General features: G+C 46.6%; 25 protein-coding genes and 1 other annotated feature. Of the genes, 23 read left to right on the top strand and 2 right to left on the bottom strand.

The genetic code is table 11. From position 1 onward, the window contains the following. The first annotated feature begins 34 nt into the window (after positions 1-34). The 12 genes from spoIIGA (at position 35) to HF638_RS19165 (ending at position 11,549) form a co-directional block, all read left to right on the top strand. Positions 35-1,015 (top strand): sigma-E processing peptidase SpoIIGA, encoded by a 981-nt coding sequence (gene spoIIGA, locus HF638_RS19220; protein WP_169481667.1) that lies wholly within the window; start codon positions 35-37, stop codon positions 1,013-1,015. Positions 1,016-1,026: 11 nt separating this feature from the next. After that, the gene (gene sigE / locus HF638_RS19215; protein ID WP_017687308.1) at positions 1,027-1,749 is read left to right on the top strand and encodes an RNA polymerase sporulation sigma factor SigE; all 723 of its coding nucleotides are present in this window, start codon (positions 1,027-1,029) and stop codon (positions 1,747-1,749) included. 111 nt (positions 1,750-1,860) lie between these two features. Next, positions 1,861-2,643 (top strand): RNA polymerase sporulation sigma factor SigG, encoded by a 783-nt coding sequence (sigG, locus tag HF638_RS19210; RefSeq protein ID WP_017687309.1) that lies wholly within the window; start codon positions 1,861-1,863, stop codon positions 2,641-2,643. A 174-nt stretch (positions 2,644-2,817) separates the two neighbouring features. Further along, positions 2,818-3,210, top strand: a complete 393-nt coding sequence (locus tag HF638_RS19205) for a YlmC/YmxH family sporulation protein (protein ID WP_017687310.1) — start codon at positions 2,818-2,820, stop codon at positions 3,208-3,210. A 51-nt stretch (positions 3,211-3,261) separates the two neighbouring features. Further along, positions 3,262-4,161 (top strand): peptidoglycan editing factor PgeF, encoded by a 900-nt coding sequence (gene pgeF, locus HF638_RS19200; RefSeq protein WP_169481611.1) that lies wholly within the window; start codon positions 3,262-3,264, stop codon positions 4,159-4,161. 6 nt (positions 4,162-4,167) lie between these two features. Next, positions 4,168-4,869, top strand: a complete 702-nt coding sequence (locus HF638_RS19195; protein WP_169481610.1) for a YggS family pyridoxal phosphate-dependent enzyme — start codon at positions 4,168-4,170, stop codon at positions 4,867-4,869. Further along, positions 4,860-5,327, top strand: a complete 468-nt coding sequence (locus HF638_RS19190) for a cell division protein SepF (RefSeq protein ID WP_062835447.1) — start codon at positions 4,860-4,862, stop codon at positions 5,325-5,327. Before HF638_RS19195 ends, HF638_RS19190 begins: the two co-directional genes overlap by 10 nt. 7 nt (positions 5,328-5,334) lie before the next feature. Further along, on the top strand, positions 5,335-5,604 hold the full coding sequence (locus HF638_RS19185) for a YggT family protein (RefSeq protein WP_169481609.1): 270 nt from the start codon (positions 5,335-5,337) through the stop codon (positions 5,602-5,604). A 16-nt stretch (positions 5,605-5,620) separates the two neighbouring features. Next, a complete protein-coding gene (locus HF638_RS19180; RefSeq protein ID WP_169481608.1) occupies positions 5,621-6,403 on the top strand; it encodes a YlmH family RNA-binding protein in 783 nt (260 codons plus the stop codon). Between the two features lie 241 nt (positions 6,404-6,644). Then, positions 6,645-7,154, top strand: a complete 510-nt coding sequence (locus tag HF638_RS19175; protein WP_017687316.1) for a DivIVA domain-containing protein — start codon at positions 6,645-6,647, stop codon at positions 7,152-7,154. A 57-nt stretch (positions 7,155-7,211) separates the two neighbouring features. Then, positions 7,212-7,504 (top strand) — a binding site (T-box leader). A 424-nt stretch (positions 7,505-7,928) separates the two neighbouring features. Continuing rightward, complete coding sequence (ileS, locus tag HF638_RS19170) at positions 7,929-11,027, top strand: isoleucine--tRNA ligase (RefSeq protein WP_169481607.1); 3,099 nt, start codon at positions 7,929-7,931, stop codon at positions 11,025-11,027. 165 nt (positions 11,028-11,192) lie between these two features. After that, entirely contained in the window at positions 11,193-11,549 is a 357-nt protein-coding gene (locus tag HF638_RS19165; RefSeq protein WP_169481606.1) for a DUF5665 domain-containing protein, read from the top strand. Between the two features lie 43 nt (positions 11,550-11,592). Here HF638_RS19165 and HF638_RS19160 read toward each other — a convergent pair whose 3' ends face one another. Beyond that, on the bottom strand, positions 11,593-12,330 hold the full coding sequence (locus tag HF638_RS19160) for a TraR/DksA C4-type zinc finger protein (protein ID WP_169481605.1): 738 nt from the start codon (positions 12,328-12,330) through the stop codon (positions 11,593-11,595). Between the two features lie 220 nt (positions 12,331-12,550). Here HF638_RS19160 and lspA point away from each other — a divergent pair, with 220 nt between their 5' ends. From lspA to HF638_RS19120, 8 genes are all read left to right on the top strand, one after another. Continuing rightward, the gene (lspA, locus tag HF638_RS19155) at positions 12,551-13,045 is read left to right on the top strand and encodes a signal peptidase II (protein ID WP_062835441.1); all 495 of its coding nucleotides are present in this window, start codon (positions 12,551-12,553) and stop codon (positions 13,043-13,045) included. Continuing rightward, entirely contained in the window at positions 13,038-14,000 is a 963-nt protein-coding gene (locus HF638_RS19150) for an RluA family pseudouridine synthase (RefSeq protein ID WP_481856166.1), read from the top strand. Before lspA ends, HF638_RS19150 begins: the two co-directional genes overlap by 8 nt. A gap of 110 nt (positions 14,001-14,110) precedes the next feature. Then, positions 14,111-15,364 carry an LL-diaminopimelate aminotransferase gene (locus HF638_RS19145; protein WP_169481604.1) on the top strand — a complete coding sequence of 418 codons (1,254 nt, stop codon included), beginning with the start codon at positions 14,111-14,113 and terminating at the stop codon, positions 15,362-15,364. Between the two features lie 203 nt (positions 15,365-15,567). Then, on the top strand, positions 15,568-16,458 hold the full coding sequence (locus HF638_RS19140; RefSeq protein WP_169481665.1) for a decaprenyl-phosphate phosphoribosyltransferase: 891 nt from the start codon (positions 15,568-15,570) through the stop codon (positions 16,456-16,458). Between the two features lie 19 nt (positions 16,459-16,477). Further along, positions 16,478-17,110 carry an HAD-IB family hydrolase gene (locus HF638_RS19135; RefSeq protein ID WP_169481603.1) on the top strand — a complete coding sequence of 211 codons (633 nt, stop codon included), beginning with the start codon at positions 16,478-16,480 and terminating at the stop codon, positions 17,108-17,110. Between the two features lie 26 nt (positions 17,111-17,136). Further along, positions 17,137-17,427, top strand: coding sequence for an EamA family transporter (locus HF638_RS19130; RefSeq protein ID WP_211175697.1), 291 nt, complete (start codon positions 17,137-17,139; stop codon positions 17,425-17,427). Beyond that, positions 17,414-17,734: a DMT family transporter gene (locus HF638_RS19125; protein ID WP_340398907.1), complete on the top strand. Its 321-nt coding sequence runs from the start codon at positions 17,414-17,416 to the stop codon at positions 17,732-17,734. The genes HF638_RS19130 and HF638_RS19125 overlap by 14 nt, the downstream gene beginning before the upstream one ends. A 77-nt stretch (positions 17,735-17,811) precedes the next feature. Next, positions 17,812-19,116, top strand: coding sequence for a DUF6080 domain-containing protein (locus HF638_RS19120; RefSeq protein WP_169481602.1), 1,305 nt, complete (start codon positions 17,812-17,814; stop codon positions 19,114-19,116). Positions 19,117-19,207: 91 nt separating this feature from the next. Here HF638_RS19120 and HF638_RS19115 read toward each other — a convergent pair whose 3' ends face one another. After that, positions 19,208-21,883, bottom strand: a complete 2,676-nt coding sequence (locus HF638_RS19115; protein WP_169481601.1) for a YhgE/Pip domain-containing protein — start codon at positions 21,881-21,883, stop codon at positions 19,208-19,210. 709 nt (positions 21,884-22,592) lie between these two features. Between HF638_RS19115 and pyrR the strand changes: the two genes are divergently transcribed. From pyrR to HF638_RS19100, 3 genes are all read left to right on the top strand, one after another. Next, positions 22,593-23,156: a bifunctional pyr operon transcriptional regulator/uracil phosphoribosyltransferase PyrR gene (pyrR, locus tag HF638_RS19110; protein WP_017687330.1), complete on the top strand. Its 564-nt coding sequence runs from the start codon at positions 22,593-22,595 to the stop codon at positions 23,154-23,156. Continuing rightward, positions 23,156-24,067, top strand: coding sequence for an aspartate carbamoyltransferase catalytic subunit (locus HF638_RS19105; protein WP_481856168.1), 912 nt, complete (start codon positions 23,156-23,158; stop codon positions 24,065-24,067). The genes pyrR and HF638_RS19105 overlap by 1 nt, the downstream gene beginning before the upstream one ends. A gap of 126 nt (positions 24,068-24,193) precedes the next feature. Then, positions 24,194-25,498 (top strand): dihydroorotase, encoded by a 1,305-nt coding sequence (locus tag HF638_RS19100; protein WP_169481599.1) that lies wholly within the window; start codon positions 24,194-24,196, stop codon positions 25,496-25,498. Positions 25,499-25,662: the final 164 nt, after the last annotated feature.

The following is a 25,662-nucleotide window of genomic DNA, read 5'->3' as shown; positions in this document are numbered from 1 at the left end:
ATTTCGATATGTTGGTTGCAGGTAGGTGAAGAGTTTGGTTGTGTATGTGGATCTTATTTTTTTGACGAACCTGTGTATTGACGGTGTACTCATCGGACTGACCGCCTGGATGCGCAAAACAAAACTGGTCTGGTGGAGATGGTTGCTATCAGCCATTGTGGGTGCATTATACGTGGTCATGATGTTTGTACCGGAGTTTGATTTTATGTTCACCTTTTTGATCAAGTTCGGATTCTCGCTGGTCATGCTTACAATTGCTTTTGGTTTTAAGGGTCTGCAGGCTTTTGCGAGGACGCTCGGTACCTTCTATGTGATTAATTTTGTCGCTGCCGGAGGTATTCTGGGTGTGCATTACATGCTTCAGAGCTCCGGAGAGCTGTTTAACGGCATTTGGTTCACGGCTTCTGGCGGGATGTCATTTGATCTGAAGATTGCCTTCTGGTTCACGTTTATTGTATTTTTTGCCGTCCTGTTATTATTCAAAGCTGTGCAGAGTTCGAAACAGAAAACGGATCGCATGACGACCTATTTGGGTAAAGTTGAGGTCTGCATCGATGAGGTAGTCATTTCTTGTACAGGCCTTCTGGATACGGGCAATCAACTCACCGATCCCTTATCGCGCATGCCGGTCATGGTGATGGAGGTTTCGTTATGGCAAGACATGCTGCCGGCTTCATGGAAGGGAAGACTCAAGGACGAGGCGCCGGACAACCTTATTATGGAGCTTGATCAGGAAAGTTTTCAGTGGCAGGATCGACTGCGGCTTGTGCCCTATCGGGGCATTAACAAAGGGACTGCGTTTATGCTGGCGATGAAGCCGGACCGGGTGAAGGTGACGATGGAGGAAACATGTTATGAGACGACAAGGGTATTAATTGGGCTGGATGGAGGTGTGTTGTCGTCAGATGGGAAATACCAGGCCGTGATTCATCCTGAACTTGTGCAAGACGCTGCTTCTGCGCAGTCTACGGCTCTCTCTGCGGGAGCAACAGAAAAGCCGCTGAATGTGGTATAGGAGGAACGTACATGCTTGTGAAATGGAAACTGGTGGCGCAGCTGCAATATTACCGTCTATTATTTTTGTTGGGGCTCAAAAGTGAAGAGATTTATTATATTGGGGGAAGTGAAGCACTTCCGCCGCCATTGACACGGGAAGAGGAAGAATTTTTGCTGCAAAAATTATCCTCGGGAGACTCGGCCATTCGTGCGATGCTTATTGAGCGTAACCTTCGTCTGGTGGTATACATCGCACGTAAATTTGAGAATACAGGAATCAATATTGAAGATTTGGTATCCATTGGAGCGATTGGATTGATTAAGGCAGTCAATACATTTGACCCGGAAAAGAAAATCAAACTGGCAACCTATGCTTCACGTTGTATCGAAAATGAAATTTTGATGTACCTACGACGCAATAGTAAGATCCGAACTGAAGTTTCTTTTGATGAACCGCTCAACATTGATTGGGATGGAAATGAACTATTATTATCCGATGTATTGGGTACAGAAAACGATACAATCTATCGGAATATTGAAGAGCAAGTAGACCGGAAGCTTCTACACAAGGCACTGGAAAAATTAACGGAGCGCGAGCGAATGATTATGGAGCTTCGTTTTGGCTTGACAGATGGGGAAGAAAAGACTCAAAAAGATGTAGCGGATCTACTTGGAATCTCCCAATCCTACATCTCTCGACTCGAAAAAAGAATCATTAAAAGACTCCGTAAGGAGTTCAATAAAATGGTCTGAAATACATCGCTGGTCAGAATGGGTATTACTGGCAAGGATGCCAAGTACGAATAAAAAAGCCTGCCCCGGAGATAATGTACATTAATGTTTCTCCTTGGGAGGTAAATCACGATGACCCGAAACAAAGTCGAGATTTGTGGCGTGGACACCGCAAAATTGCCTGTCCTCACCAACACTGAAATGCGGGAATTGTTTCATTCCCTTCAGCAACACCATGATCGCTCAGCAAGAGAGAAATTAGTGAATGGCAACCTGCGTCTGGTACTCAGTGTCATTCAGCGTTTTAACAATCGGGGGGAGTTTGTCGATGATCTGTTCCAGGTTGGTTGCATCGGCCTGATGAAAGCCATTGATAATTTTGATTTATCCCAGAATGTCAAATTTTCAACCTACGCGGTGCCGATGATTATCGGTGAAATCCGTCGATACCTGCGTGATAATAACCCGATTCGGGTATCTCGCTCCTTGAGGGACATTGCTTACAAAGCACTTCAGGTCCGTGACAGCCTGACGAATAAAAACTCTCGGGAACCGACGATATTCGAAATTGCGGAAGTACTGAATGTGCCGAAAGAAGATGTTGTTTTTGCATTGGACGCCATTCAGGACCCGGTCTCGCTCTTCGAACCGATCTATCATGATGGTGGAGATCCGATCTATGTTATGGATCAGATCAGCGATGACAGAAACAAGGATGTGTCGTGGATCGAGGAAATTGCGCTTCGGGAAGCGATGCATCGTCTTGGTCAGCGGGAAAAAATGATTCTGTCGATGCGGTTTTTCGAAGGAAAAACCCAGATGGAAGTGGCTGATGAAATTGGCATTTCCCAGGCTCAGGTATCACGTCTGGAGAAATCAGCGATACAGCAGATGCAAAAACATGTAAAGTCGTAACACGATGCAAGAGCAGGAGGACGATCAATCGGGGCAGTGTATACCGTTGGTCGTCTTTTTGTTTTTGGCGATTTCTACATTCGATGAAAAACAGGACATTTTTCGCCCCTGAAACATATATTGTATAGAAGCGTGAGGAACGGACAGAAGAGGAATAACAGGGGGCGGAATTGAATGAAAGTAAATACGAGCGAAGTAGCGGCACGAGGTATGAAAATCTCGGACTTTCAGACAAAGGATGTTATTAACATTACGGATGGCAAACGTCTGGGTCAGATCAGTGACCTGGAGCTTGATCTGAAGCAGGGACGAATTGAAGCGATTGTTGTACCAGGGTACAGCCGTTTCATGGGTCTCTTTGGAGGGGGAACGGACTTGGTCATTCCCTGGAGAAATATTGTGAAGATTGGTTCAGATGTGATTCTGGTGAAGATGGATGAGGTTAAGGAGAACACGTATGACGAGCGTGATCGGGAAGCGCGTCTGTATGATGAACAGCAACATAACCGCACAGAACGTGTGGAACGCATCGAACGTTCGGAACGTAATCAGCGTCGAACGATATAAATGAGACAGAATGTGGCTCATTTGGTACACTGGAAGTGGTGAGGTGAGAGAATGGAACCCTTTGTATTGAATAAGGAATTACGTGAACGGACAGAGAATCCTAACTCAGATTTCGGTTCTGACCCGTTATTATTATATGTTGAGCCTTGGAGACAGCAGTTTGAAAAGTTGAATGTCGGGTTTACGACAAGACATGGTGGAGTCGGAAATGTTCCCTATTCTACGCTCAATTGTGCTTATCATGTGGGGGATGATCCGGAAGTTGTACTTAACAACCGCAGGCTTGTAACAGAGAAGCTTGGTTTTGCAGCAGAAGCATGGACCTGTGGAGAGCAGGTGCACGGCAAACATGTAGCTGTAATTACAACTGAAGATCGGAGCAGGGGATTATTTGATCGTCAATCTGCATTGCAGGATACAGATGGATTGGTCACGAATGTGCCTGGGGTGCTACTGACTTCTTTCTATGCCGACTGTGTTCCGCTTTATTTCTATGACCCGGTGCATCAGGCTGTAGGTCTTGCTCATGCTGGCTGGAAAGGTACAGTCGCGGGTATAGCCGTATCCATGGTGGAGACGATGGAACGGGAGTATGGAAGCCGTAGACAGGATATTCGTGCTGCCATCGGTCCGTCCATTGGGGATTGCTGTTATGAAGTAGATGAGGCGGTTATGCAGCATGTACGAGTTTGGTTTGATGATTCTCCGGTTAATGATAAATACGAGGGTTCTGCTTCTAAACAAGCATATCGACCCGTGAATAACGGCAAAACGATGTTAAACTTGAAAGAATGTAATCGACACATTATGATGAAAGCAGGAATAATGCCGGATCATATCGAATGTACAACATGGTGTACAAGTTGTCATCCCGAACTCTTTTTCTCCTACCGGAAGGAAAATGGTGTTACAGGGCGGATGGCGAGCTGGATTGGGCTGGAAGAGAGGTGACCCTCTGTGTCTTTGGAGGAGCGTATACAACAGGTGAATCAGAAGATCGAGGATGCATGTCGGCGCAGTAACCGTCAACGTGATGATGTGAATGTGATTGCGGTCACGAAGTATGTCTCACTTGAAACAACGGGATCGGTGCTGAATCATGGTCTTGAGCATATTGGAGAAAACCGGTGGCAGGATGCACAGGCCAAATGGGAAGCTTTTGGTCAGCAGGGTACCTGGCACTTTATCGGTCATTTGCAGACAAACAAGGTGAAAGACGTGATTGGCAAGTTTCGTTACATACATTCACTGGATCGTTTGTCATTGGCGAAGGAGTTGGATAAGAAAGCAGCTTCACTTGGCATACAAGTGGAAACGTTTTTGCAGGTGAATATTTCGGGTGAAGAGAGCAAGTATGGCTTACAGCCGGAACAGGCAAGTTCATTTTTGCGTGATATTCGTTCGTTCAACAATCTCAAGGTCGTCGGCCTGATGACCATGGCACCTCATGAGGAGAATCCGGAGCTGACGCGTCCCGTATTTCGTGGATTGCGTGAGCTGAGAGATCAATTGAATGGACAAGCTCTTACAGCAGAACCATTGACTGAACTGTCGATGGGGATGTCCAATGATTTTGAAGTGGCCATTGAAGAAGGGGCAACCTGGGTTCGGCTGGGATCGATTCTCGTAGGAAAAGAGGAGGGTTCACGATGGGCGTAATGAATAAATTTATGAATTTCCTCGGACTTCAGGAAGAGGAAGAGATTGTGGAACGTGAACGGATGGCTGCGCAGGAGGAAAATGAACCTGAACAGCAGGAAGCTGAAACTTCCAGTCTCGATAAACGTAGAAACCAAAGGGGGAATAATGTGGTGAGCATTCATTCCCAGAAAAATGTTAAAGTTGTCCTGTATGAACCGCGTTCTTACGACGAGGCTCAGGAGATTGCCGACCATCTGCGTTCGCATCGTACCGTTGTGGTGAATTTGCAACGAATACGTCAGGACCAAGCGCTGCGCGTTATTGATTTTTTGAGTGGCACGGTATACGCATTGGGTGGCGGTATCTCCAAAATCGGCGGAAACATTTTTCTCTGTACGCCAGATACGGTTGAAATTCAGGGATCAATTACGGAAATACTGGCTGACAGCGAGCAAGATTATAACAGAATGAGGTGAGCCGTTTTTGGATTCGTTAGTTAATATTTTGGGTTTTGCATATCAAATTTACTTTTACATGGTCATCGTCTACATATTGATGTCATGGCTTCCCAATGCACGGGAGAGCTTTATCGGTGAATGGCTAGGCAAATTAGTGGAACCATACCTAAGTCCGTTTCGTCGATTTATACCGCCTTTGTTCGGGGTGCTGGATATTTCCCCGATTGTGGCGCTGATTGTTCTTCAACTGGCGCTTAATGGGCTGATCTCCATACTTCGGTATTTTGCATATTAGGGTAGGGTGACTATAGATGAGCGGTGAAATTTACGAACATTTTAGCCATGATGAGCGGGATTTTGTAGATAAAGCATCGGACTGGGTTGAGCAGGCAGGCAAGTATCATGACATGAAGCTAACTGACTTTCTTGACCCAAGGCAGGTTTTTATTTTACAAACTCTTGCCAATCGTCGTAATGACGTTCAGATTCGTCTGGATGGTGGTTATGAGGCTGCTGAGCGCAAGCGTGCGCTGGTTGCACCTGATTATATGTATCTGGATGATGAGGATATGGGTATGCAGGTGCTGAGTATTACGTCTGATGATCAGAAAATCTCGGAGCTGGAGCATGGGGACTATATGGGTTCCCTGCTCGGGCTTGGGATGAAACGTGGAAAGATCGGGGATATCCAAGTGCTGGAGGACGGTTGCCATACAGTGGTGGCGGCGGAAACCGGCGCTTTTTTATCGCTTCAACTGAATCAGGTGCATCGGTTACATGTGTTCACGGAGTTACTTCCTTTGGATCAGATGCGTTGGTCAGAGAACAAACTGGAGACGATGGACATTACGGTCGCTTCGCTTCGTTTGGATGGAATCTGTGCAGATGTGTATCGGCTTAGTCGCAGTAAAGTGCTGGTGCCGATCAAAGCTGGTCGCTGCCGTGTAAACTGGAAAGTTGAGGAAGATCCCTCCAAATCGCTAAAAGCGGGTGATGTTGTATCGATTCAGGGATTTGGCCGTTTCAAGGTTATGGAACAGGATGGGATGACCAAAAAAGGGCGTTGCCGAGTGAAAATCGGCAAATTTGCCTGAGTCTGTTGCAGGAAAATCCGCTTTCTTGTCGAAATGTTTATCATAAAGGTGTAGAAAATACGCGGTGTATCCGATAAACATTAAGTCAAAAGCTTTACATGAACGTTGGAGGATGCAATTCTGATCCTGCATTCCGTATACGTTGCCAAGGTTAGTCATCAACGATACGGCCCCTTGGGTGGTACCCATATGCTGCAAACCTTCTCTGGACGGGAAGGAACTTTAACAGGAGGTGGACAGCATGCCATTAACGCCGCTGGACATACACAACAAGGAATTTTCCCGACGTTTGCGCGGGTATGACGAGGATGAAGTCAATGAATTCCTGGATCAAGTCATCAAAGATTACGAAGGCGTCATTCGCGAGAACAAAGAGCTGAGCAATCAGTTGCTGTCCGTTCAGGAGAAACTGGATCATTTTTCTACAATTGAAGAGACGCTTAGCAAAACGATCATCATTGCGCAGGAAGCTGCTGATGATGTGAAGGGTAATGCGAAGAAAGAAGCGCAGTTGATCGTGAAGGAAGCAGAGAAAAATGCAGACCGGATCGTGAACGAATCGTTGGGCAAATCTCGCAAAATTGCTTTGGAAGTGGAAGAACTGAAAAAGCAGGCCTCGATTTATCGTGCCCGTTTCCGCACGCTTGTTGAAGCGCAGCTTGAACTGTTGACTCAGGATGGTTGGGAAGTGCTTGAGAGCCGGGAGCAGGAAGTGCGTGACCGTGAGCGGGAGATGAAAGAAATTTATTAGTCTGTCGCCTGGTTGACTTTTGTCTGCAAAGAGGCTATAACTATATTCATAATGAATAGTGATTCCATGACGGGTTCAGTACGTTATGATCTCATCCCTCAGAGAGTTGGTGGTTGGTGCAAACCAATGGATGAGTTATAGCCGAATATCTCCCCGGAGAAGTGACGCTGAAGCGGTGATCTTGATTACCGTGTGTAAGCCGAACCGTAAGCCGTACGTTATAACGGCACCCTGCGGTAGTATAGTGGGGCATAAGCGCTGTTGATGACAGAGCATACCCAGGCTTGCTTGGATGTGGTTTGTGATGAACAGAATTAGGGTGGTAACGCGAGTATAGCCTCGTCCCTTTCCAGGGACGGGGCTTTTTTGTGTCCAAAAAAGGCTAACGTTCATGAGGCCCGAAGGGACCTCAGGGAGAGAGACACCTGCCGGGAGAGCGGAGCACCTGGCACTTAGGTTTCGCCAAGGCGAATGTTCATGAGGCCCGAAGGGTCCTCAAGAAGAGAGCCGCACGCCGGGGGAGCGAAGCGCCCGGCAACACCCGCCTCGCGGTAAGGCCATGCGGCGTTCACGCAGGGAACAACCGCAGAATGGCCGCCATCACGCACATAAACCCTCGCCGATAAGCACCACCGTTCCTCAACGACAACCCATCCCGGGTGTCCAGAGGGCGGAGCGCCAATGGGGTCCCCCTTGGCAAGGGGGATTTAGGGGGATTGAAACGCTTTTTGTGGACGGTCCACAATCTAACCAAAGAAAGGAAAGTTGATCATCATGCAACGAGTTGACGTCAAAGAGAAGGCACGCGCCAGAGAATTACGCGTGTTAGATAAATGGAAAACGGAGAATACATTCAAAAGATCCATCGAAAACCGGGAGGGCAAGCCAAACTTCGTATTTTATGAAGGGCCGCCTACAGCGAACGGTAAACCGCATATCGGTCACGTACTGGGACGCGTAATCAAGGATTTCGTTGGACGGTATAACACGATGAAGGGTTACCGTGTCGTTCGTAAAGCGGGCTGGGATACACATGGTCTGCCTGTAGAACTGGGTGTGCAGAAGAAGCTTGGCATCTCCCACAAGTGGGAAATCGAAGATTACGGCGTGGAGAAATTCATTAACGAATGTAAAGCGAGCGTATTCGAGTACGAGCAACAATGGCGTGATCTGACGGAAGGTATTGGATATTGGACGGATATGGATAACCCATATATCACCCTTGATAACAACTACATCGAGAGTGTATGGAATATCCTGGCGACGATCCACGAGAAAGGATTGCTGTATCGTGGTCATCGTGTGAGCCCGTATTGTCCATCTTGTCAGACGACACTGAGTTCCCATGAAGTTGCACAAGGGTACAAAGACGTCAAAGACTTGAGCGCTACAGCGAAATTCAAACTGAATGACAGCGGAGAATTCGTACTCGCCTGGACGACGACGCCTTGGACATTGCCTTCGCACGTTGCACTTGCCGTGAACCCGGATATGGATTACTCCCGTGTTCGTCAAGACAACGAAGTGTACATCATGGCAACCAATCTGGTGGAGAAAGTCATGAAAGATGCCAAAGGTGAGTATGAGATCATTGGTGCACTGAAAGGTGCCGACCTCGTTGGCAAAACGTATGATCCTCCGTTCAACTACGTACAGGCTGAGAAAGCCAACATTATCCTGGGCGCAGGCTTTGTAACGGATGCAAGTGGTACGGGTATCGTACACATGGCTCCTGCCCATGGTGAAGATGACTACCGTGTATGCCGTGAGAATGGGATCAGCTTCGTGAACATGGTGGACCTGGAAGGCAAATTTGTCGCTGAGGTTACTGACTTTGCCGGACGTTTCGTGAAGGATTGTGATATTGATATCGTAAGATATCTGTCGGAGCATGGACGTTTGTTCAGCAAAGAAAAGTATGAGCACAGCTACCCATTCTGCTGGCGTTGTGATACACCGCTTCTGTACTATGCAATGGATAGCTGGTTTATCCAAACGACAGCCATCAAGGACCAACTGATTGCCAACAATAGTGAAGTGGATTGGTTCCCGGGTCATGTTCGGGAAGGTCGCTTCGGGAAATTCCTTGAGGATCTGGTGGATTGGAATATCAGCCGTGATCGCTATTGGGGAACTCCGCTGAACATCTGGGTGTGCGAGGAGACTGGGGAACAATTTGCTCCACATAGCATTGCAGAATTGCGTGCTCGTGCGGTAGGCGACGTGCCTGAGAATCTTGAATTGCATAAACCTTATGTGGATGACGTTAAAGTCATGAGCTCTTGTGGCAAATATGAAATGAAGCGTACACCGGAAGTGATCGATGTCTGGTTCGACAGCGGCTCCATGCCGTTTGCCCAGCAGCACTATCCATTTGAAAATAAAGAAGTATTCGAACAGCAGTATCCTGCGGATATGATCTGTGAAGGGATTGACCAGACACGTGGCTGGTTCTACAGCTTGTTGGCAGTTTCCACCCTTTTGACAGGCAAAGCGCCTTACAAAGCGGTTATGGCTACAGGTCACGTTCTCGATGAGAACGGACAGAAGATGTCCAAATCCAAAGGAAACGTTATCGATCCTTGGGAAGTCATTGAAGAATACGGTACTGATGCATTCCGCTGGGCTTTGTTGTCTGACAGTGCACCGTGGAACAGCAAACGTTTCTCCAAAGGTATCGTAGGCGAAGCAAAATCCAAAATGGTGGATACGCTGGTCAACACCCATGCATTCCTGACGCTTTATGCTACCATTGATGGATTTGATCCACAGGAGCACCCGTTCCAACTGTCCGCACACAAGCTGGATCGCTGGATTCTGTCAAGACTGAACAGCCTGATCCTGGTTGTAGAAAAAGCGTTGCTGGTAAACGACTATCTGAACTCTTCCAAAGCGATTGAAGCTTTTGTCGATGAGTTGAGTAACTGGTATATCCGTCGTTCCCGTGACCGTTTCTGGGGAAGTGGCCTGACAGAGGATAAATTGGACGCTTACCGTACATTGACTGAGGTACTGGTGACTACTGCGAAGTTGGTTGCTCCGTTCACACCAATGCTGGCAGAAGACATCTATCTGAACCTTGCAACAGGTGAGAGTGTGCACATGGAAGACTATCCGGTAGCTAACGAAGCGCTGATTGATGCAGGACTGGAACAGGATATGGAGACGGCTCGCCGCGTGGTCGAACTTGCCCGTAACGTTCGTAACGAAACAGGCATTAAGACACGTCAGCCGCTGTCCGAATTGATCGTTTCCCTGGAGAAAGGCTTTGACCTGACAAGTTATGAAGAGATCATCAAAGAAGAGATCAATGTAAAAGGAATCCGTACCGAGCATAATGATGCGGAATTCGTTGACTTTACGTTGAAGCTGAACCTGAAGGTCGCAGGTAAAAAATACGGCAAAAACGTAGGTTTCCTGCAAAACTTCTTCAAGGGAATGTCCGCCGATGAGACGCGTAAAGTGGTTGCGGAAGGTGTACTGAACATCGTTTCTCCAGAAGGAGAAGAGCTGCAAGTGACGAGCGAAGAATTGTTGGTCGATAAACAAGCCAAATCAGGCTTTGCCTCAGCATCGGGTTACGGTCTGACGGTTGCGCTCAATACCGAAATCACGGCAGCATTGGAACAGGAAGGCTGGGTCCGTGAAGTGGTTCGTGCTGTGCAGGATACCCGGAAACGTCTGGACCTGCCGATTGAGAAAAGAGTACGTTTGACGCTGGATGTGGATGCATCCCTTCAGGAAGCTATTCAGGCGTTTGATGATGTGTTGCGTGAAAATGTTCTCGTAACCGAAGTTACATTTGGCTCGAATGAGTCCATGGAACGCGTTGAAGCCGGAGGCAAATCGATCGGTATTTACATCGAGGCGTAATTCGAAGTATGTAATATTCAACATTGACAGAATATAGCGTAAAAATAAACGAGCCGCAGAGGCAGGGACATATTCCCTGGTTCTGGGCTCGTTTGTTTTTTAGGCAAAAAGGCAATGATTTTATAGTGCAGTCAATCTATATTGATCAAAGGAACTGACCAAAACATGAGCGAACATGACAAGCAATCCACATCCAATTCACCATCAACATCAGATGATCTGAATTCACATGACAAAATCGAAGAGTTACATACCCTGACGAACCGTCTGGCGAATGAACTGGAACGTTCCCGGATTGCGCAATACACGGAATTGCTGAACAGGCCATGGAAACTGATTGGATTGAACCTGTTGTCTGGAGCCGCAAGAGGTGTGGGGATCGCAATTGGGTTTACCTTTTTCGCAGCAACGATCATCTACGTGTTACAGGTACTTGGGGCGCTTAATCTTCCTATTGTTGGAGACTACATCGCTGATATTGTGCGCATTGTGCAGCGTCAGCTTGATATGAACACCTACTAAGCGATTAGGCGAAAAAGCAAATGCAAATGATATCAAAATGCAATTAATACGTGTCATCCGTCTCCATATCCGGTTCTAACAGACCATCGCCTTCACGGTTCTCCAGGTACTGGCGATATTGCCGATTACGCACGATGGAGACGTCATGACCGTAGATATCCGTTGCCACAAAGCTTTCGTACGCTTCAACGCAGCCTTCCACTTCATCTGTGGCTTCAATGGCCATAACGTCATAACTGTCGATATCACGTCCTTCAGCCATCGCTGGCGAGTTCGATGTGCCCCAGCTCTCAACAATCTGCCAGGTATCCTCACCATCGAAGCCATTTTGGTCATCCCGTTCATCCAGACTCGTTCGGCCAAATGCCGGGGCAAGAAATTCTTCCTCGACAGGACGGTTTTCGGAAACGACGGTTTCCGGTTGATGTTTTTTGCAATATTTTGTGTAAGGAACAGCTTCCATGCGTTCATAAGGGATAGGTTGCTGGCAGACCGCACATGTACCATAATGGCCTTCTTCGATGGAGTGCAGTGCAGAATCAATACGTTCTAATTGGAATTCATCGTGTTCCAGCAGGGAAATATCCTTCTCGCGTTCATACACCTCGGTGGCTATGTCACCAGGATGGTTATCAATCGGTGATAATTCACCTGTCTGTAGTTTGAGGGAGTCTCCAAGGCCATAATGTTCGTTCTCCGACAGTCTATGTTCAATATCGCGCTTATCGGTTATCAGTTGGGAACGTAAAAATTGTAGTTGGTCAGCAGTAAAATGTGACATGGTTTTCCCCTTTCTGCTTTCGTCTGGAATCCGGAATTTGACTCTATTGTAGGATGTGCCATTAAGGGCAAGATTACAGAAGGGAAATGTTATCGTTTTTGCCATGAGGATTGCAATGTAGCGCGTCGTGGACGATTTCCAAACAGCTGTGCTACAATAAACAAGTCTGGCGTAAGCCTGGTATCGTTTGGAAAAGACAAGAACGGAGTGACAAACAAACGTGGTGTATTATATCCTCGCTTTTATCGTATTTTTATTGGATCAGGGAACCAAGTTCCTGATTGCAACCCGGATGGAACTCAGAGAAGAAATTCCGGTCATCGGCAATTTCTTTGTCATCACATCACATCGTAATTCAGGTGCAGCTTTTGGCATTCTGCAAGACCAGCGTTGGTTCTTTATTGTGGTTACGGTGATTGTGGTCGTTGCCTTGATTTGGTATTTGCAAAAGGTAAAAGATACCCCGCACAAATTGCTGCCTGTGGCGCTTAGCTTGGTGCTCGGTGGAGCAATTGGCAACTTCCTTGACCGGGCACTGACCGGAGAAGTTGTGGATTTTGTACAGCTTAATTTTGGAAGTTACACGTTTCCCATTTTCAACATCGCCGACTCGGCAATCTGTATCGGTGTAGCGTTGATCATTGTGGAGACGTTGCTTGAAGGACGGCGCGAAAAAGCAGCCGCGAAGATTGAAGGGAATGAACACCATGAGTAATCCGAATGAGGAACAGATCAACGACGAAGAACTAATGAATGGCAATGAGCGTATGGAATGGACCGTTGCCGCTGAACATAAGAAAGAACGAATTGACAAATATATTACGGAAGCTGTGGATAACGTATCTCGCTCCCAAGTTCAATTGTGGATCGGAGACGGGATGGTTACGGTAAATGGTGCTGTAGTCAAAGCCAATGCTAAGTTATCCGAAGGTGATCTGATTGTACTACAGATTCCTGAACCGGCTGCCGTCGAGATCATTGCCGAAGATATTCCGCTGGAAGTGGTATATGAAGATAGCGACCTGATCGTGATCAACAAACAGCGTGGTCTTGTAGTGCATCCTGCACCAGGACATACGTCTGGAACACTCGTCAATGCACTCATGTACCACTGCAAAGACCTTTCGGGTATCAATGGAGAGTTGCGCCCGGGTATTGTGCATCGCATCGATAAGGATACTTCCGGCCTAATTATGGCTGCCAAGAACGATCGTGCGCATGCGTCATTGGCTGCGCAGTTGAAAGACCATACGGTGAACAGACGTTATATTGCGCTCGTTCATGGTCATCTTAATCATGAACAAGGGACCGTTGATGCACCGATTGGACGCGATACTAATGATCGCAAAATGTATACAGTCACGGAACGCAACAGTAAACATGCCGTTACGCATTTTACCGTTTCAGAGCGCATCAATGACTATACCTTGCTGGAATTGAAACTGGAAACAGGACGTACCCACCAGATCCGGGTTCACATGAAATTTATCGGTCACCCGCTTGTAGGAGATCCAACTTATGGACGGAATAAAGGCATCAAAATGCAAGGACAGGCTCTTCATGCGGCCATTCTTGGATTTGTGCATCCAACAACGGGAGAATACCTTGAATTTTCAGCTCCGATTCCACAGGATATGGAAGACGTGCTTGCTTCGCTACGCAGTCGTTAACAGCTCCAAGAAAGTACAAATGTTCGGATACTTTGTCCATGGCTTTGATCACGCAAATGCTTCATATTAAAGTGTAGAAATTTGCGTCAAATGAGGAGATGAACAACGTTATGAGTATCGATAAATATCAAGAAACTTACATTCAGACTAATTTTGCCGACCGTATCGGTGGCTCCAACTATGGTAAAGACACGAACATTTATAAATTCGAGAAAATCAAACGTGCCAAAGCTTCGGCCAAAAAAGATTTTCCCGATGTGGAACTGATTGACCTTGGTGTAGGTGAACCAGACGAAATGGCGGATGCAGGCATTGTAGCTGCACTTGCAGAAGAAGCTTCCAGACCTGAGAACCGTGGTTATGCCGATAATGGTATTCCTGAATTCAAGACTGCTGCTGCGTCCTACCTGAAAAACGTATTCAACGTAGAAGGAATCGATGCAGATACCGAAATCGTGCACTCCATTGGTTCCAAGCCGGCTTTGGCGATGATGCCTTCATGCTTCATCAATCCGGGTGATGTGACCATCATGACCGTTCCAGGTTACCCGGTTATGGGTACACATACCAAGTATCTGGGCGGAGAAGTGTTCAACATTCAGTTGACGAAGGAAAACAACTTCTTGCCTGATCTGACGGCTATTCCGGAAGACATCGCAAAACGTGCGAAATTGTTATACCTGAACTATCCGAACAACCCAACAGGTGCAAGTGCGACGGTGGAGTTCTTCACTGAAGTCGTGGAATGGGCGAAGAAATACAATGTAGTCGTTGTCCATGATGCTCCTTATGCAGCATTGACGTACGATGGCAAAAAACCGTTCAGCTTCCTGTCGGTACCTGGTGCGAAGGATGTCGGCGTAGAGCTACACTCTCTGTCCAAGTCCTACAACATGACGGGTTGGAGAATCGGATTCGTAGCGGGTAACCCGCTTGTAGTCAAAGCATTCAGCGACGTGAAGGACAACAATGACTCCGGTCAGTTCATCGCGATTCAAAAGGCAGCTGCTTATGGATTGAATCACCCTGAGATCACGGAAAAAATTGCAGAGAAATATTCCCGTCGTCACGACATGCTCGTTGCCGCACTGAACGAACTGGGCTTCCAGGCTGAAAAACCTAAAGGTTCCTTCTTCCTGTATGTTGAAGCACCAAAAGGTGTGGTTGGCGGACGTCGCTTCGAATCCGGCGAAGATTTCTCCCAATTCCTGATCCGTGAGAAACTGATCTCGTCCGTACCTTGGGATGATGCAGGTAACTTTGTTCGTTTCTCCGTTACCTTTGAAGCTAAGGGTGAAGAGGAAGAGAAACGCGTTATTGCTGAGATCAAACGTCGTCTGAGCGACGTACAATTTGAATTTTAATCGCATTACCCAATAGTTTAATTACGTACTAACGAAGAGACCAGAAATGGTCTCTTTTTTTATGCCCATATTAGATTTTTTTAATTTACTCCCTTTACAAAATTATACAAGCAACATATGATTAGATCTTTACGTTATTTGTTATATACAGAAGTTGTTGTTGAAGGGAGTTATTACAATTGTTATCATCACGAACCAGTACGGTGTCTTCACCGGCTACAGGAACAGGTAGTACAGTGTCAGGATTAGTCAGATTGTTAAGACCCAAACAGTGGACTAAAAATCTGCTGTTATTTGCTGCTTTATTATTCTCTTTTGAAGAAATTCGGACCGAAACTATTCTTGCGACATTGCTTGGTTTTATTCTATTTAGTCTCGTTGCAGGCTGTGTTTATATTTTGAATGACTACGTAGACCGGGACAGGGATCGGCAGCATCCAGTGAAAAAGTTTCGTCCCATTGCTTCAAGGCAGGTGAATCCGACTCATGCTTTGTTGTTCGGTATTATTCTATTGACCCTTTCCGTAGGAACGGCTTTTGTGATGAACCCGCTATTTGGCGTATTGTGTGTCGTCTACTTCTTGTTGAATGTCTCGTATTCATTTGTACTGAAACATCTCGTTATCCTGGATATGATGACCATTGCAGCCGGCTTTGTACTTCGCGCGATTGCAGGTGGTGTGCTGATCCATGTGCCATTCACGCCGTGGTTTTTGATCTGTACGATGTTGTTGTCGTTGTTTCTGGCCATTGGTAAAAGAAGAAATGAACTTACTTTGCTGGAAGGAAACACGGGATCACACCGTAAGGTTTTGGATAACTACTCCATTACGTTGCTGGATCAATTCAATACGATTGTGACCACAGCTACGATTATCAGTTATTCCCTGTTCACATTCACTTCAGATCGGTCCATCCATCTGATGTGGACGATTCCATTGGTCATTTACGGCATGTTCCGTTACCTGTATCTGATCCATATGAAGAACCAGGGCGGCTCGCCAGATCGTGTGCTATTAGAGGACAAGCCCATATTAATTACGGTGATATTGTATGTGATAAGTGTTGTTACAATCTTTGCTATCTTTGAATAAAAGGCTGAGGGGGATCAGGGTGAAAAGCACGAAAGTCGCGATTTTTGATATTGATAAAACGATTATACGCAGTGATTCGATGTTTCAATTTGTGCATTATGGTGTTAGACGTTACCCGTGGCAGGTATGGAGATTACCTGTCATTGCATTACATACCGTGTTATTCAAGGCAGGCTTCATGACGGTTGAACAAGTGAAACGATCCTACTTTCAAGAAATTGAGCGCATGTCTGAAAAAGATCTGGAACATTTCTTTGATACCCGCTTGCGTACGTCCATTTTTGCTGAGGCCAGTGTAGAGATGCAGCATCGCAAGGAAGCAGGCTACCATGTCTTACTCGTAACCGCATCTCCGCATGCCTATATGAAATACTTTAAAAACTTTCCCTGGGTGGATCATGTAATTGGAACTGAACTTGTCCGTCATGAGAATGGTTACACATGCAGAGTTGATGGCAGTAATTGCAAAGGGGAAGAGAAGGTACGCCGAATTCAGTCTTATCTGAGTGAGAAGAAGATGGTAATTGACTATGACCAGTCATGTTCCTATTCGGACTCCTTATCCGACCTTCCGGTGATGCAGCTGGTGAGTCAACGATACTTTATTAACAAGCGTGTTCCGGACATGGAGGCATTAACGTGGGGGAAATAAAGTCACGTCATACTGGTAAATGGTTGATGCTCGTCTCCGCATTTCTGACAGCAACGGGTCAATTGTTCTGGAAATGGGGACTAACCGAGTGGATCTACCTGGGTGTTGGTTTTCTATGTTATGGAGTTGGAGCGATCTTGATGATTAAAGCTTTTGCTCTGGAAAAACTCTCTGTTGCTTATCCGCTGATGTGTGCCAGTTACGTATTTGCCTTAATCTATGGATATTTCTTGCTCGGGGAAGAAATTACGGTGCAGAAGCTGGCAGCAGTCGTGTTGCTTGGAATCGGGGTGACATTAACCAGTGTTGATCGATAGCTGGATGGTTGCTGTGCTAATTGTTATGACGTTGTGCGGTGCATTGGGCGGGGCCGGATTGAAAGCTTATGCGACAAGTCGCAATCGCCTACATGTGCTCATGGGACTCGGATTCTATGGAACAGGTGCATTGTTGAATATTGTATTGTTGAAGTTTCTTCCATTAACCGTAGTACTGCCTGCCAATGCATTGACATATGTCTGGACTCTCATCATCGCGCGGTTGGTATTTAAGGAGATGGTGGGTCCTTTACGCTGGATAGGTGTGGCATGTATTATGGGTGGCCTATGTTTATTGGTGTTTTAAGGTGAACTAAAGATAATTTACATGAGCACTCAAGTTATATAATTTTTTATAAAATTTATTGGATGTGAAATGAAAGAATGAACTTTTTAGATTACTTATTTTATAATCGCAGAGCCAACTGGATAGCCTTCTACCTGTTTGCGGGATTTGCTCTGTTCTATGGTTTAATGAACGGCTCGTATGTTCTGTACATTGAAAATAATGCAGATATGCTTGGGACGTATACCCCATTTAATACGACGCTGTTTCCGATCAATTTATTCAACTTTGATCCTTCCATGTATTATGGGGACAATAGTTCTTCTGTTATCCATCCGCTGATTTCCTTTCTGGCAGTCACCCTTGCGGCTGTAGCGAAGCTGCTGGGAGGCAACTGGTTCTTTCTAATCCTGCAATCGTTAGTGAATGCGGGTTCGGTAGTGCTGGCGTATCTGTTTCTGAGTCAAAAAGAAGACAAGCCGAGCATCACACCGCTGCTGTTCGCTTTGTTGTTTGGTTTCAGTTCCTATTTAATGTATACCGCATTGATTCCGGACTCATATCCGTATGTACAGTTCGTTATCCTGTTCTCGGTGGTTTACTTGCAGTATACTCGTGAGCGTCAGGACGTATGTTATGTACCCAATGCGTTGCTTGCATCGATTAACTTCGGGTTAACCTCGACGAATATCGTACCGTTTGCAGCTGCCACTTTTTTCAATATGCATGGATGGCGTAATAAGGCGAATTTGAAAAAGTTCATTGGAATCATGGCACTGGCAGTTGTAATCATTGCCGTATTCACAGGCATTCAGTATGTTGCATTCGGAGGTCGTAGCTGGGTTAGTAACTGGCTGTTGGGCATTCAAAATGGCGGGACCAGTTATGCAACACCATTCCAATTTGCAGTTCACTGGAAAGCATTAAACATGTTAACCATCAATCCAATGCTGACACCGAAGATGCATTTACTGGACCCGGGCATGGCAGCCTTTGTTACGGATCTATCCCGTTCCAATCCAATCTATGTGCAGATGACAGGTATCTTTATTTTACTACTGGCATTCATGGGCTTCATTAAAGGCATTCGTGAACGAGAAGTGTGGACCCTTGTGCCATATATTTTGTTTGCCTTTTTGCTTCATGTAGTCGTGGGCTTTGGTCTAGCTGTGTTTCAATACGATATGTACCTGTATGCGGGACATTATCTGTTTGCGTTCTTCCTGTTGGGTGGGGGTTTCGTTATCGGCCTCCGTCGAGGATTGGGGAAAAAAGTAGTTATAGGTTTGATCATGTTATGTGTTATCGTTACGGCAAGTAACAACATCTATCGCCATGTAGAAACATTAACAACAATCAAGCAATCCTATGATCAGTTGGAACAGGAACGCTCAGTGAAATAATCAAAATGTATCGATTCATATAGGGAAACGAGATAAGGCCATGGGATGTAAACTCCAATGGCCTTATCTCGTTTAGTATCCAGCACATGAGTTAAGCAATAATCTTGGTCTTCTTGGCATTCTCGGCTGAACGTTTGGTGAGACTGCTTAGTGGTCGTTTCAAAGCAAGGGCAATGATGAGGCTCAGCGCGATGAACATACATAACCACAGAATATCTTTGATGGCAGTAGACCACAAGATGCCGCCGACCGACTCACGCAGCAGGCTAATCGCATATGTGAAGGGCATGAACGGATTCAATGCCTGGAAAAAGGGTGATGTCATGCTGATCGGGAACGTACCGCCCGAGCTGGAGAACTGGAACACCATGAAGATAATGGCTATCCCTTTTCCGATATTCCCAAATACGGATAGCAGGGTGTACGTTATGGTGACAAATACGGCACTCACCAGCATGGCAAACAGGACAAACCACAGTTTATCTGCGACGTAAGTACCCAGGATTAAGATATCTCCCAGGGTGACGCATACCGCCTGAAGCAATCCAATGGTTAGAAAAGTAGCAAGACGTCCGAGATACAACTCGTATCCCCGGAACTTGCCATCCGGATTTTCGGCTTCAGCACGAAGCAGGGAGATCAGCAGCGTTGAACCGACCCACAAGGACAACACGCCATAAAATGGCGACATTGCCGATCCATAATTCGGAATCGGGTAAAGTTGCTGTTCTTTGATTTGCACGGGACTCGAAAGGAAAGCACTCTCTTCCTCAATGTCGCCGCGCAGAAGCTTGGCAAGTTCGGCAAACTGGTTATTACCTTCAACTTCCCTGAGCTTGTCCGCAGCCTTGCTGATGGCACTTTCCAATGCTGGCAGATCATCACGTACCAGCGTGGCAACACGGTGAACTCCTTTTTCGACCTGCGGCAGCTGATTCTCTACAAAATCGGATGCCTTGCCTATCTGTTTCTCGGCATTAGGCAGATCATTACGAACAAAATCAGCGGCTTCGTTCAGTTTGCTTCCCAGCTTGGGCAGATCGGTCCGAATTAATGAAGACACGGTGTTTAAAGCTTGGATAAAACCTTCACTTTTGTTCGCGAGAGTCTCCGATATCTCATGGATCTTCAATTGTATTTGAGGCAGTTCGCTCTGGATTTTCGTCAACTCGGTCTGCCCAAACATAATCCCTTCTTTGGCTGATGCAAGAATGTCAGCAATATCCGGTATACGATCCTTTGCCCCTTGTAGAGTTTCTGCTGAAGTGGAGAGGATAGACCTGAGCTTATCCGCACCAGTTGCAAGAGCAGGCGATATTTCACTTTCATAGGTGTTTAAGGTATTGCCAATCCTGCTGCTAATATCCTTCGAGAGAGTATTTAACTGAGCGATGACATCTGCCGGTGGAGTTGTATTGCGACGCATGGCATTACTGATGATGCCAGCCAAGCGGATTTGCAACTGAAGTTTATCTGAAACGGTGTTCAGTTGTGTAATTTTATCGGCAAGTGGTTGGCTTGGAAGCAAGTTGTCGATGTTGCCCAGTAGTTCTGCCATACTGTCGACGAGTTTTACCGCAATCCCTAAACGCGTAGCAATTCGATCGAGATCTTCTGCGGTTGGCAGGTTGTTAAGATCCAAATTTTGCAATTGTGTAAATATGTCCCCTGCAGCGTTAGTAATCTGTTGCACTAGCAGTAGATTTTGGCGGATCGCTGGGCCAATCGCCTGAAACGCTTCTTCACTGGAATCCACAAATTGATTCAAGCCTTCGGCCAGCTCAATCCCGTTGCCAGCGATTTGTGATACTTTGTCCAAATCTTGCTCTGCGGCCGTGACGATAGACAGAGCTTTGTCGGTTTTATCCAGTGCCGTTTGGATGACACCTGATACCTGACCAAAGTTTTCATCCACTTCTTGAATGCGTTCCACAGCTTTTTGTATATCGGGAATCCGCCCCTGGATAGCCAGCACTTCGGAAGCCGCATCATTAATTTGTGGCCAATACTCCTGCACCTTGAGCACATATTGTGCCGCTTCATTGATTTCAGGCAGTTTTTTTTCTATTTCAACGATCTTTTGAGCATCTTTTACAATCTCAGGCATGGCTTTTTCTACTTCCAGAACCTTTTGACCAGCGGCTTGTATAGCCGGAAGATTCTTCTCCAGCGTGAAAATGCCATTCTCCATCTTGCGTAATGTTGGAAGCTGCGCATTAATTTCAACCCCGGCTTCCTTCAGCTTGGTTAGAACGGCCTCACTAACGGCTTCGGTGAAATTCTCATTGATTTGCGTTGTTATCGCAGATACACCGGAGCCTGTGATTTTTGGAGCAATGGCATTCACCTTTTCATTGACGGTATAGATTACTTCCGGTCGTTCCAGCTTCCCATCAACGATGCCTGTAATTTTGGATGAAAAGTCCCCCGGAATGAGCAGGCTTGCATAATACTCTCCAGTTTGCACACCCCGATTAGCCTCAGCCTGGTCCACAAAAGTCCAGCCCAGCTTTTCGTTTTGCTTCAGGCTCGACACCAATTCATCTCCGATATTAACGTTGGTTCCTTCAACAGTCGCACCCTTGTCCTCAGTTGTCACCGCAATTTTGATCCCTTGGGTATTACTGTACGGGTCCCAGACGGATTTCACATTGACCCAGTCATATACCCCGGGTAGTAAAATTATTGCCACAATTAGAAATATACCTGTGGGAACCTTCAGAATATGCAACCAGTCTGTTTTGTAAACGTGCCAAATGTGACGCATGACTTCCTCCTAAATGTACATAAATGTAGGACGTATCTTATTTCTATGACTGATATTTGTGAATCGTATGTATATTGGCTTTTTTTAAGCATATAGGAATGGGTTCGTGTTTATAAACTGTACCCATTTCACTTGGACCTAATGCAGAGCCTTCATATATTTCGTAAGAGGAAACGCACCGTTTGTTCTAAAATGAAGGGATATATATCAACATTGAATATAGTCAGAGGGTTATTTTGGCTATAACGGATTTCTCATTTTTATATGGATAAATATACAGAAATGTTGTATAATTATGAATAACCAATGAGATGTAATGTGCATGGATGTTTTTCGGCCTAACTGCTGATTCTAAGAAGAACGTAGCAGAGGATTTTCACCTGCGATGGTGAGGTGTTGACAGGGGGTTGTCTTTCTGTCATAATTCATGAAGACAAACGGACATATTGAGTACAGAACCCTGTGAGGTCCTGCAATATGAACGACATGAATAGCACCTTTAAATCAGTCCCGTGAGACTGGCAAGGTAACGTGAACGATACATCGTTTTTTGCTGCGGCAAATGAAGCGATGCATCCCCGAGAGTAAACTTTCTTCAGAGCGGTCTGAAGTTCGGAGACTCCTTGCCAATAAACACGGCAAGGAGTCTTTTTTGTTCTCCTCGTCACGGGGCCATGATCTGGAGGGAAATCCTGAGGAGGCTGAACGCATGAGCACAGAGACACATGTCATTATGGATGAGACGGCGATCCGCCGCGCATTAACACGGATTGCCCATGAGATATTGGAGAAAAACAAAGGAATCGACGATTGTGTGTTGGTCGGTATCCGTACACGCGGGGTCTACCTGGCAGAACGGATCGCAGCCAAGATTGAAGAAATCGAAGGCGCCAAAGTCCCCTGGGGAGAACTGGATGTGACTCCTTACCGCGATGACCGCTTGGATGAAAATAAAGCGAATCGCAAGGAAATGTTGATTATGACACCTGAATCACTTTCGATTCATAACAAAAAAGTGATTTTGTTCGATGATGTGCTCTATACCGGACGGACGATTCGCGCAGCGATGGATGCCCTGATGGACTGCGGAAGACCGCAGAACATTCAGCTGGCTGTACTCGCAGACCGCGGACACCGGGAACTTCCGATTCGACCTGATTTTATCGGTAAGAATGTGCCGACTTCCAAATCAGAGGAGATCGAGGTTGCACTCATGGAAACGGACGGACAGGACGAAGTCAAAATCACTCAGAACCGGGGGGAGCAAGCATGATGATTACACAGACAGCATTGAGAGACCGGAGCTTGCTTGGATTGAAGGAACTTAGCCGAGGAGAGATCGAGTCGATTCTGAACAGAGCAGCTCACTGGGAAGCGCAGAAAGAGAAACTGGTTCCTGTACTGGAATCACGCTTCGTTGCGAACATGTTCTTCGAGAACAGCACACGTACCCGTTTTTCCTTCGAAATGGCAGAGAAACGCCTGGGTGCACAAGTGCTGAACTTTACGGCAGCCGCATCCAGTGTGGAAAAAGGAGAGTCCATCTACGATACGGTACGCACACTTGAGTCGATGGGCATTGATGCAGGCGTGATCCGGTTGAAACCGGCAGGCGTTCTGCAACAACTGGCTCAGAAAGTGAGTGTTCCGCTCGTGAACGCTGGAGACGGCAACAATGAGCATCCTACACAAGCACTGCTGGACCTCTACACGATGCGAAAAGCATTTGGCGAACTGAAGGGCTTGCGTGTCTCCATCATCGGTGACATTCTGCATAGCCGCGTAGCGCGCTCCAACCTGTGGGCACTGCAAAAGTTTGGCGCAGATGTACGCTTCTGTGCACCGCAAACGATGCAGGCACCGGAACTCGCAGAGCATGCTCCTTATGTCGGTCTCGAAGAAGCGCTGGATGCAGATGTAGTCATGATGCTCCGTGTTCAACTGGAACGTCATCAACATGGCTTAATTACTTCAGCTGAGGATTATCGCGAACACTACGGATTGACGGAAGAACGGGCATCACGCCTAAAACCAAGAACCATTATCATGCACCCTGCTCCTGTGAATCGCAACGTCGAGGTAGATGACGCGGTTGTGGAGAGTGAAGCATCACGGATTTTCCCGCAGATGGCAAACGGCGTTCCAATCCGCATGGCGGTTATGGAACGTGCGATGAAACTGTAACAGGGTCTGGCTGTGGGTCATAGGCTGACGGTACGGTAGTTCTTATAGAGCAATAAGAGAGTACACGATAAAGAAAATCACCCGGCTTGCCTGGTAAGCCGGACAGAACCGAAGCGGAGGGCAATTATGCTACAGATTATAAAGAACGCGAACATCTTGAACCAACAAGGGGAACTTGAACGGAAAACCATCATTATAGATGAAGGTAAAATTAAAAAGATCGCTGGTCTGGAAGACCAAGCCGTATTGGATGCCGAAAAGTCAGCGCAAAGTGTGACAGACGCATCAGGCAAACTGGTCATTCCCGGATTGATCGATATGCACGTGCATCTGCGTGAACCTGGATTCGAACACAAAGAGACGATCGAAACAGGTGCCCGTTCAGCAGCACAAGGCGGATTTACAACGATCGCTTGCATGCCGAACACAAGACCAGTAACAGACACAGCTGAAGTTGTGAAACTGGTATTGGATAAAGCCAAAGAAGCTGATCTGGTTAAAGTGTTGCCTTATGCAGCTATTACAAAAAACGAGCTGGGTCGTGAACTTACCGATTTTGCCGCATTAAAAGAAGCAGGAGCTATTGGATTCACGGATGACGGTGTAGGCGTACAAAACGCTCAAATGATGAAGGATGCCATGAGCCTTGCGGCAAGCATGGATATGCCAGTTATCGCACACTGTGAAGATGACTCACTGGTTGTCGGTGGATATGTGACGGAAGGCGAGTTTTCGAAGCGTCACGGCATCAAAGGGATTCCAAATGAATCCGAGGCCATCCACGTTGGCCGTGATATCCTGCTCGCAGAAGCAACGGGAGTTCATTACCACGTCTGCCACGTAAGTACAGAGCAGTCAGTTCGCCTGATTCGTCTGGCAAAGTCCATCGGCATTAAAGTAACTGCTGAGGTATGTCCGCACCATCTGGTGTTGTCGGATGAAGATATCCCGGGCATGGACGCCAACTGGAAAATGAACCCGCCGCTACGCTCACCACGTGATGTGCAGGCTTGTATCGAAGGTTTGCTGGACGGTACGCTGGACATGATCGTAACCGATCACGCGCCACACAGTGAAGAAGAGAAAGCCAAAGGCATGGAGCTGGCACCCTTCGGAATCGTTGGATTCGAAACAGCCTTCCCGCTGCTGTACACGAAGTTTGTGGAAACAGGACTTTGGAGCTTGGACTTCCTGGTGAAACGCATGACTGCTGATCCGGCACGTGTATTCCGACTGGATACAGGCAAACTTGAAGAGGGAGCACCAGCGGATATCACGATGATTGACCTGAACGAGGAAAAAGCAGTTGATCCTGCAACGTTTGCAACCAAAGGAAGAAACACACCATTCACAGGCTGGAAGCTTAAAGGCTGGGCCACACAAACATGGGTGGATGGCAAAAGCGTATGGCAAAACACGGTACACCAGTAAAACGGTAATTTAGTAAATTGAAAAATTAGTACACAGTAACATCTTTTCAACTAACTCGAGGCAAATCATGCCGAGAGTCTAACATACGAAACAAAGCAAAGTTGAATGTCATGATTTTGAACTTGGACACCAACGTAACTGCGGAGTGGGCAGAAAGAACCCGA

This window comes from Paenibacillus sp. SZ31, assembly GCF_012912005.1.
In the GTDB taxonomy this organism is placed as follows: Bacteria; Bacillota; Bacilli; order Paenibacillales; family Paenibacillaceae; genus Paenibacillus.
Note: the sequence above shows the minus strand (reverse complement) of the source record. Positions and strands in the feature narration are given on the sequence as shown.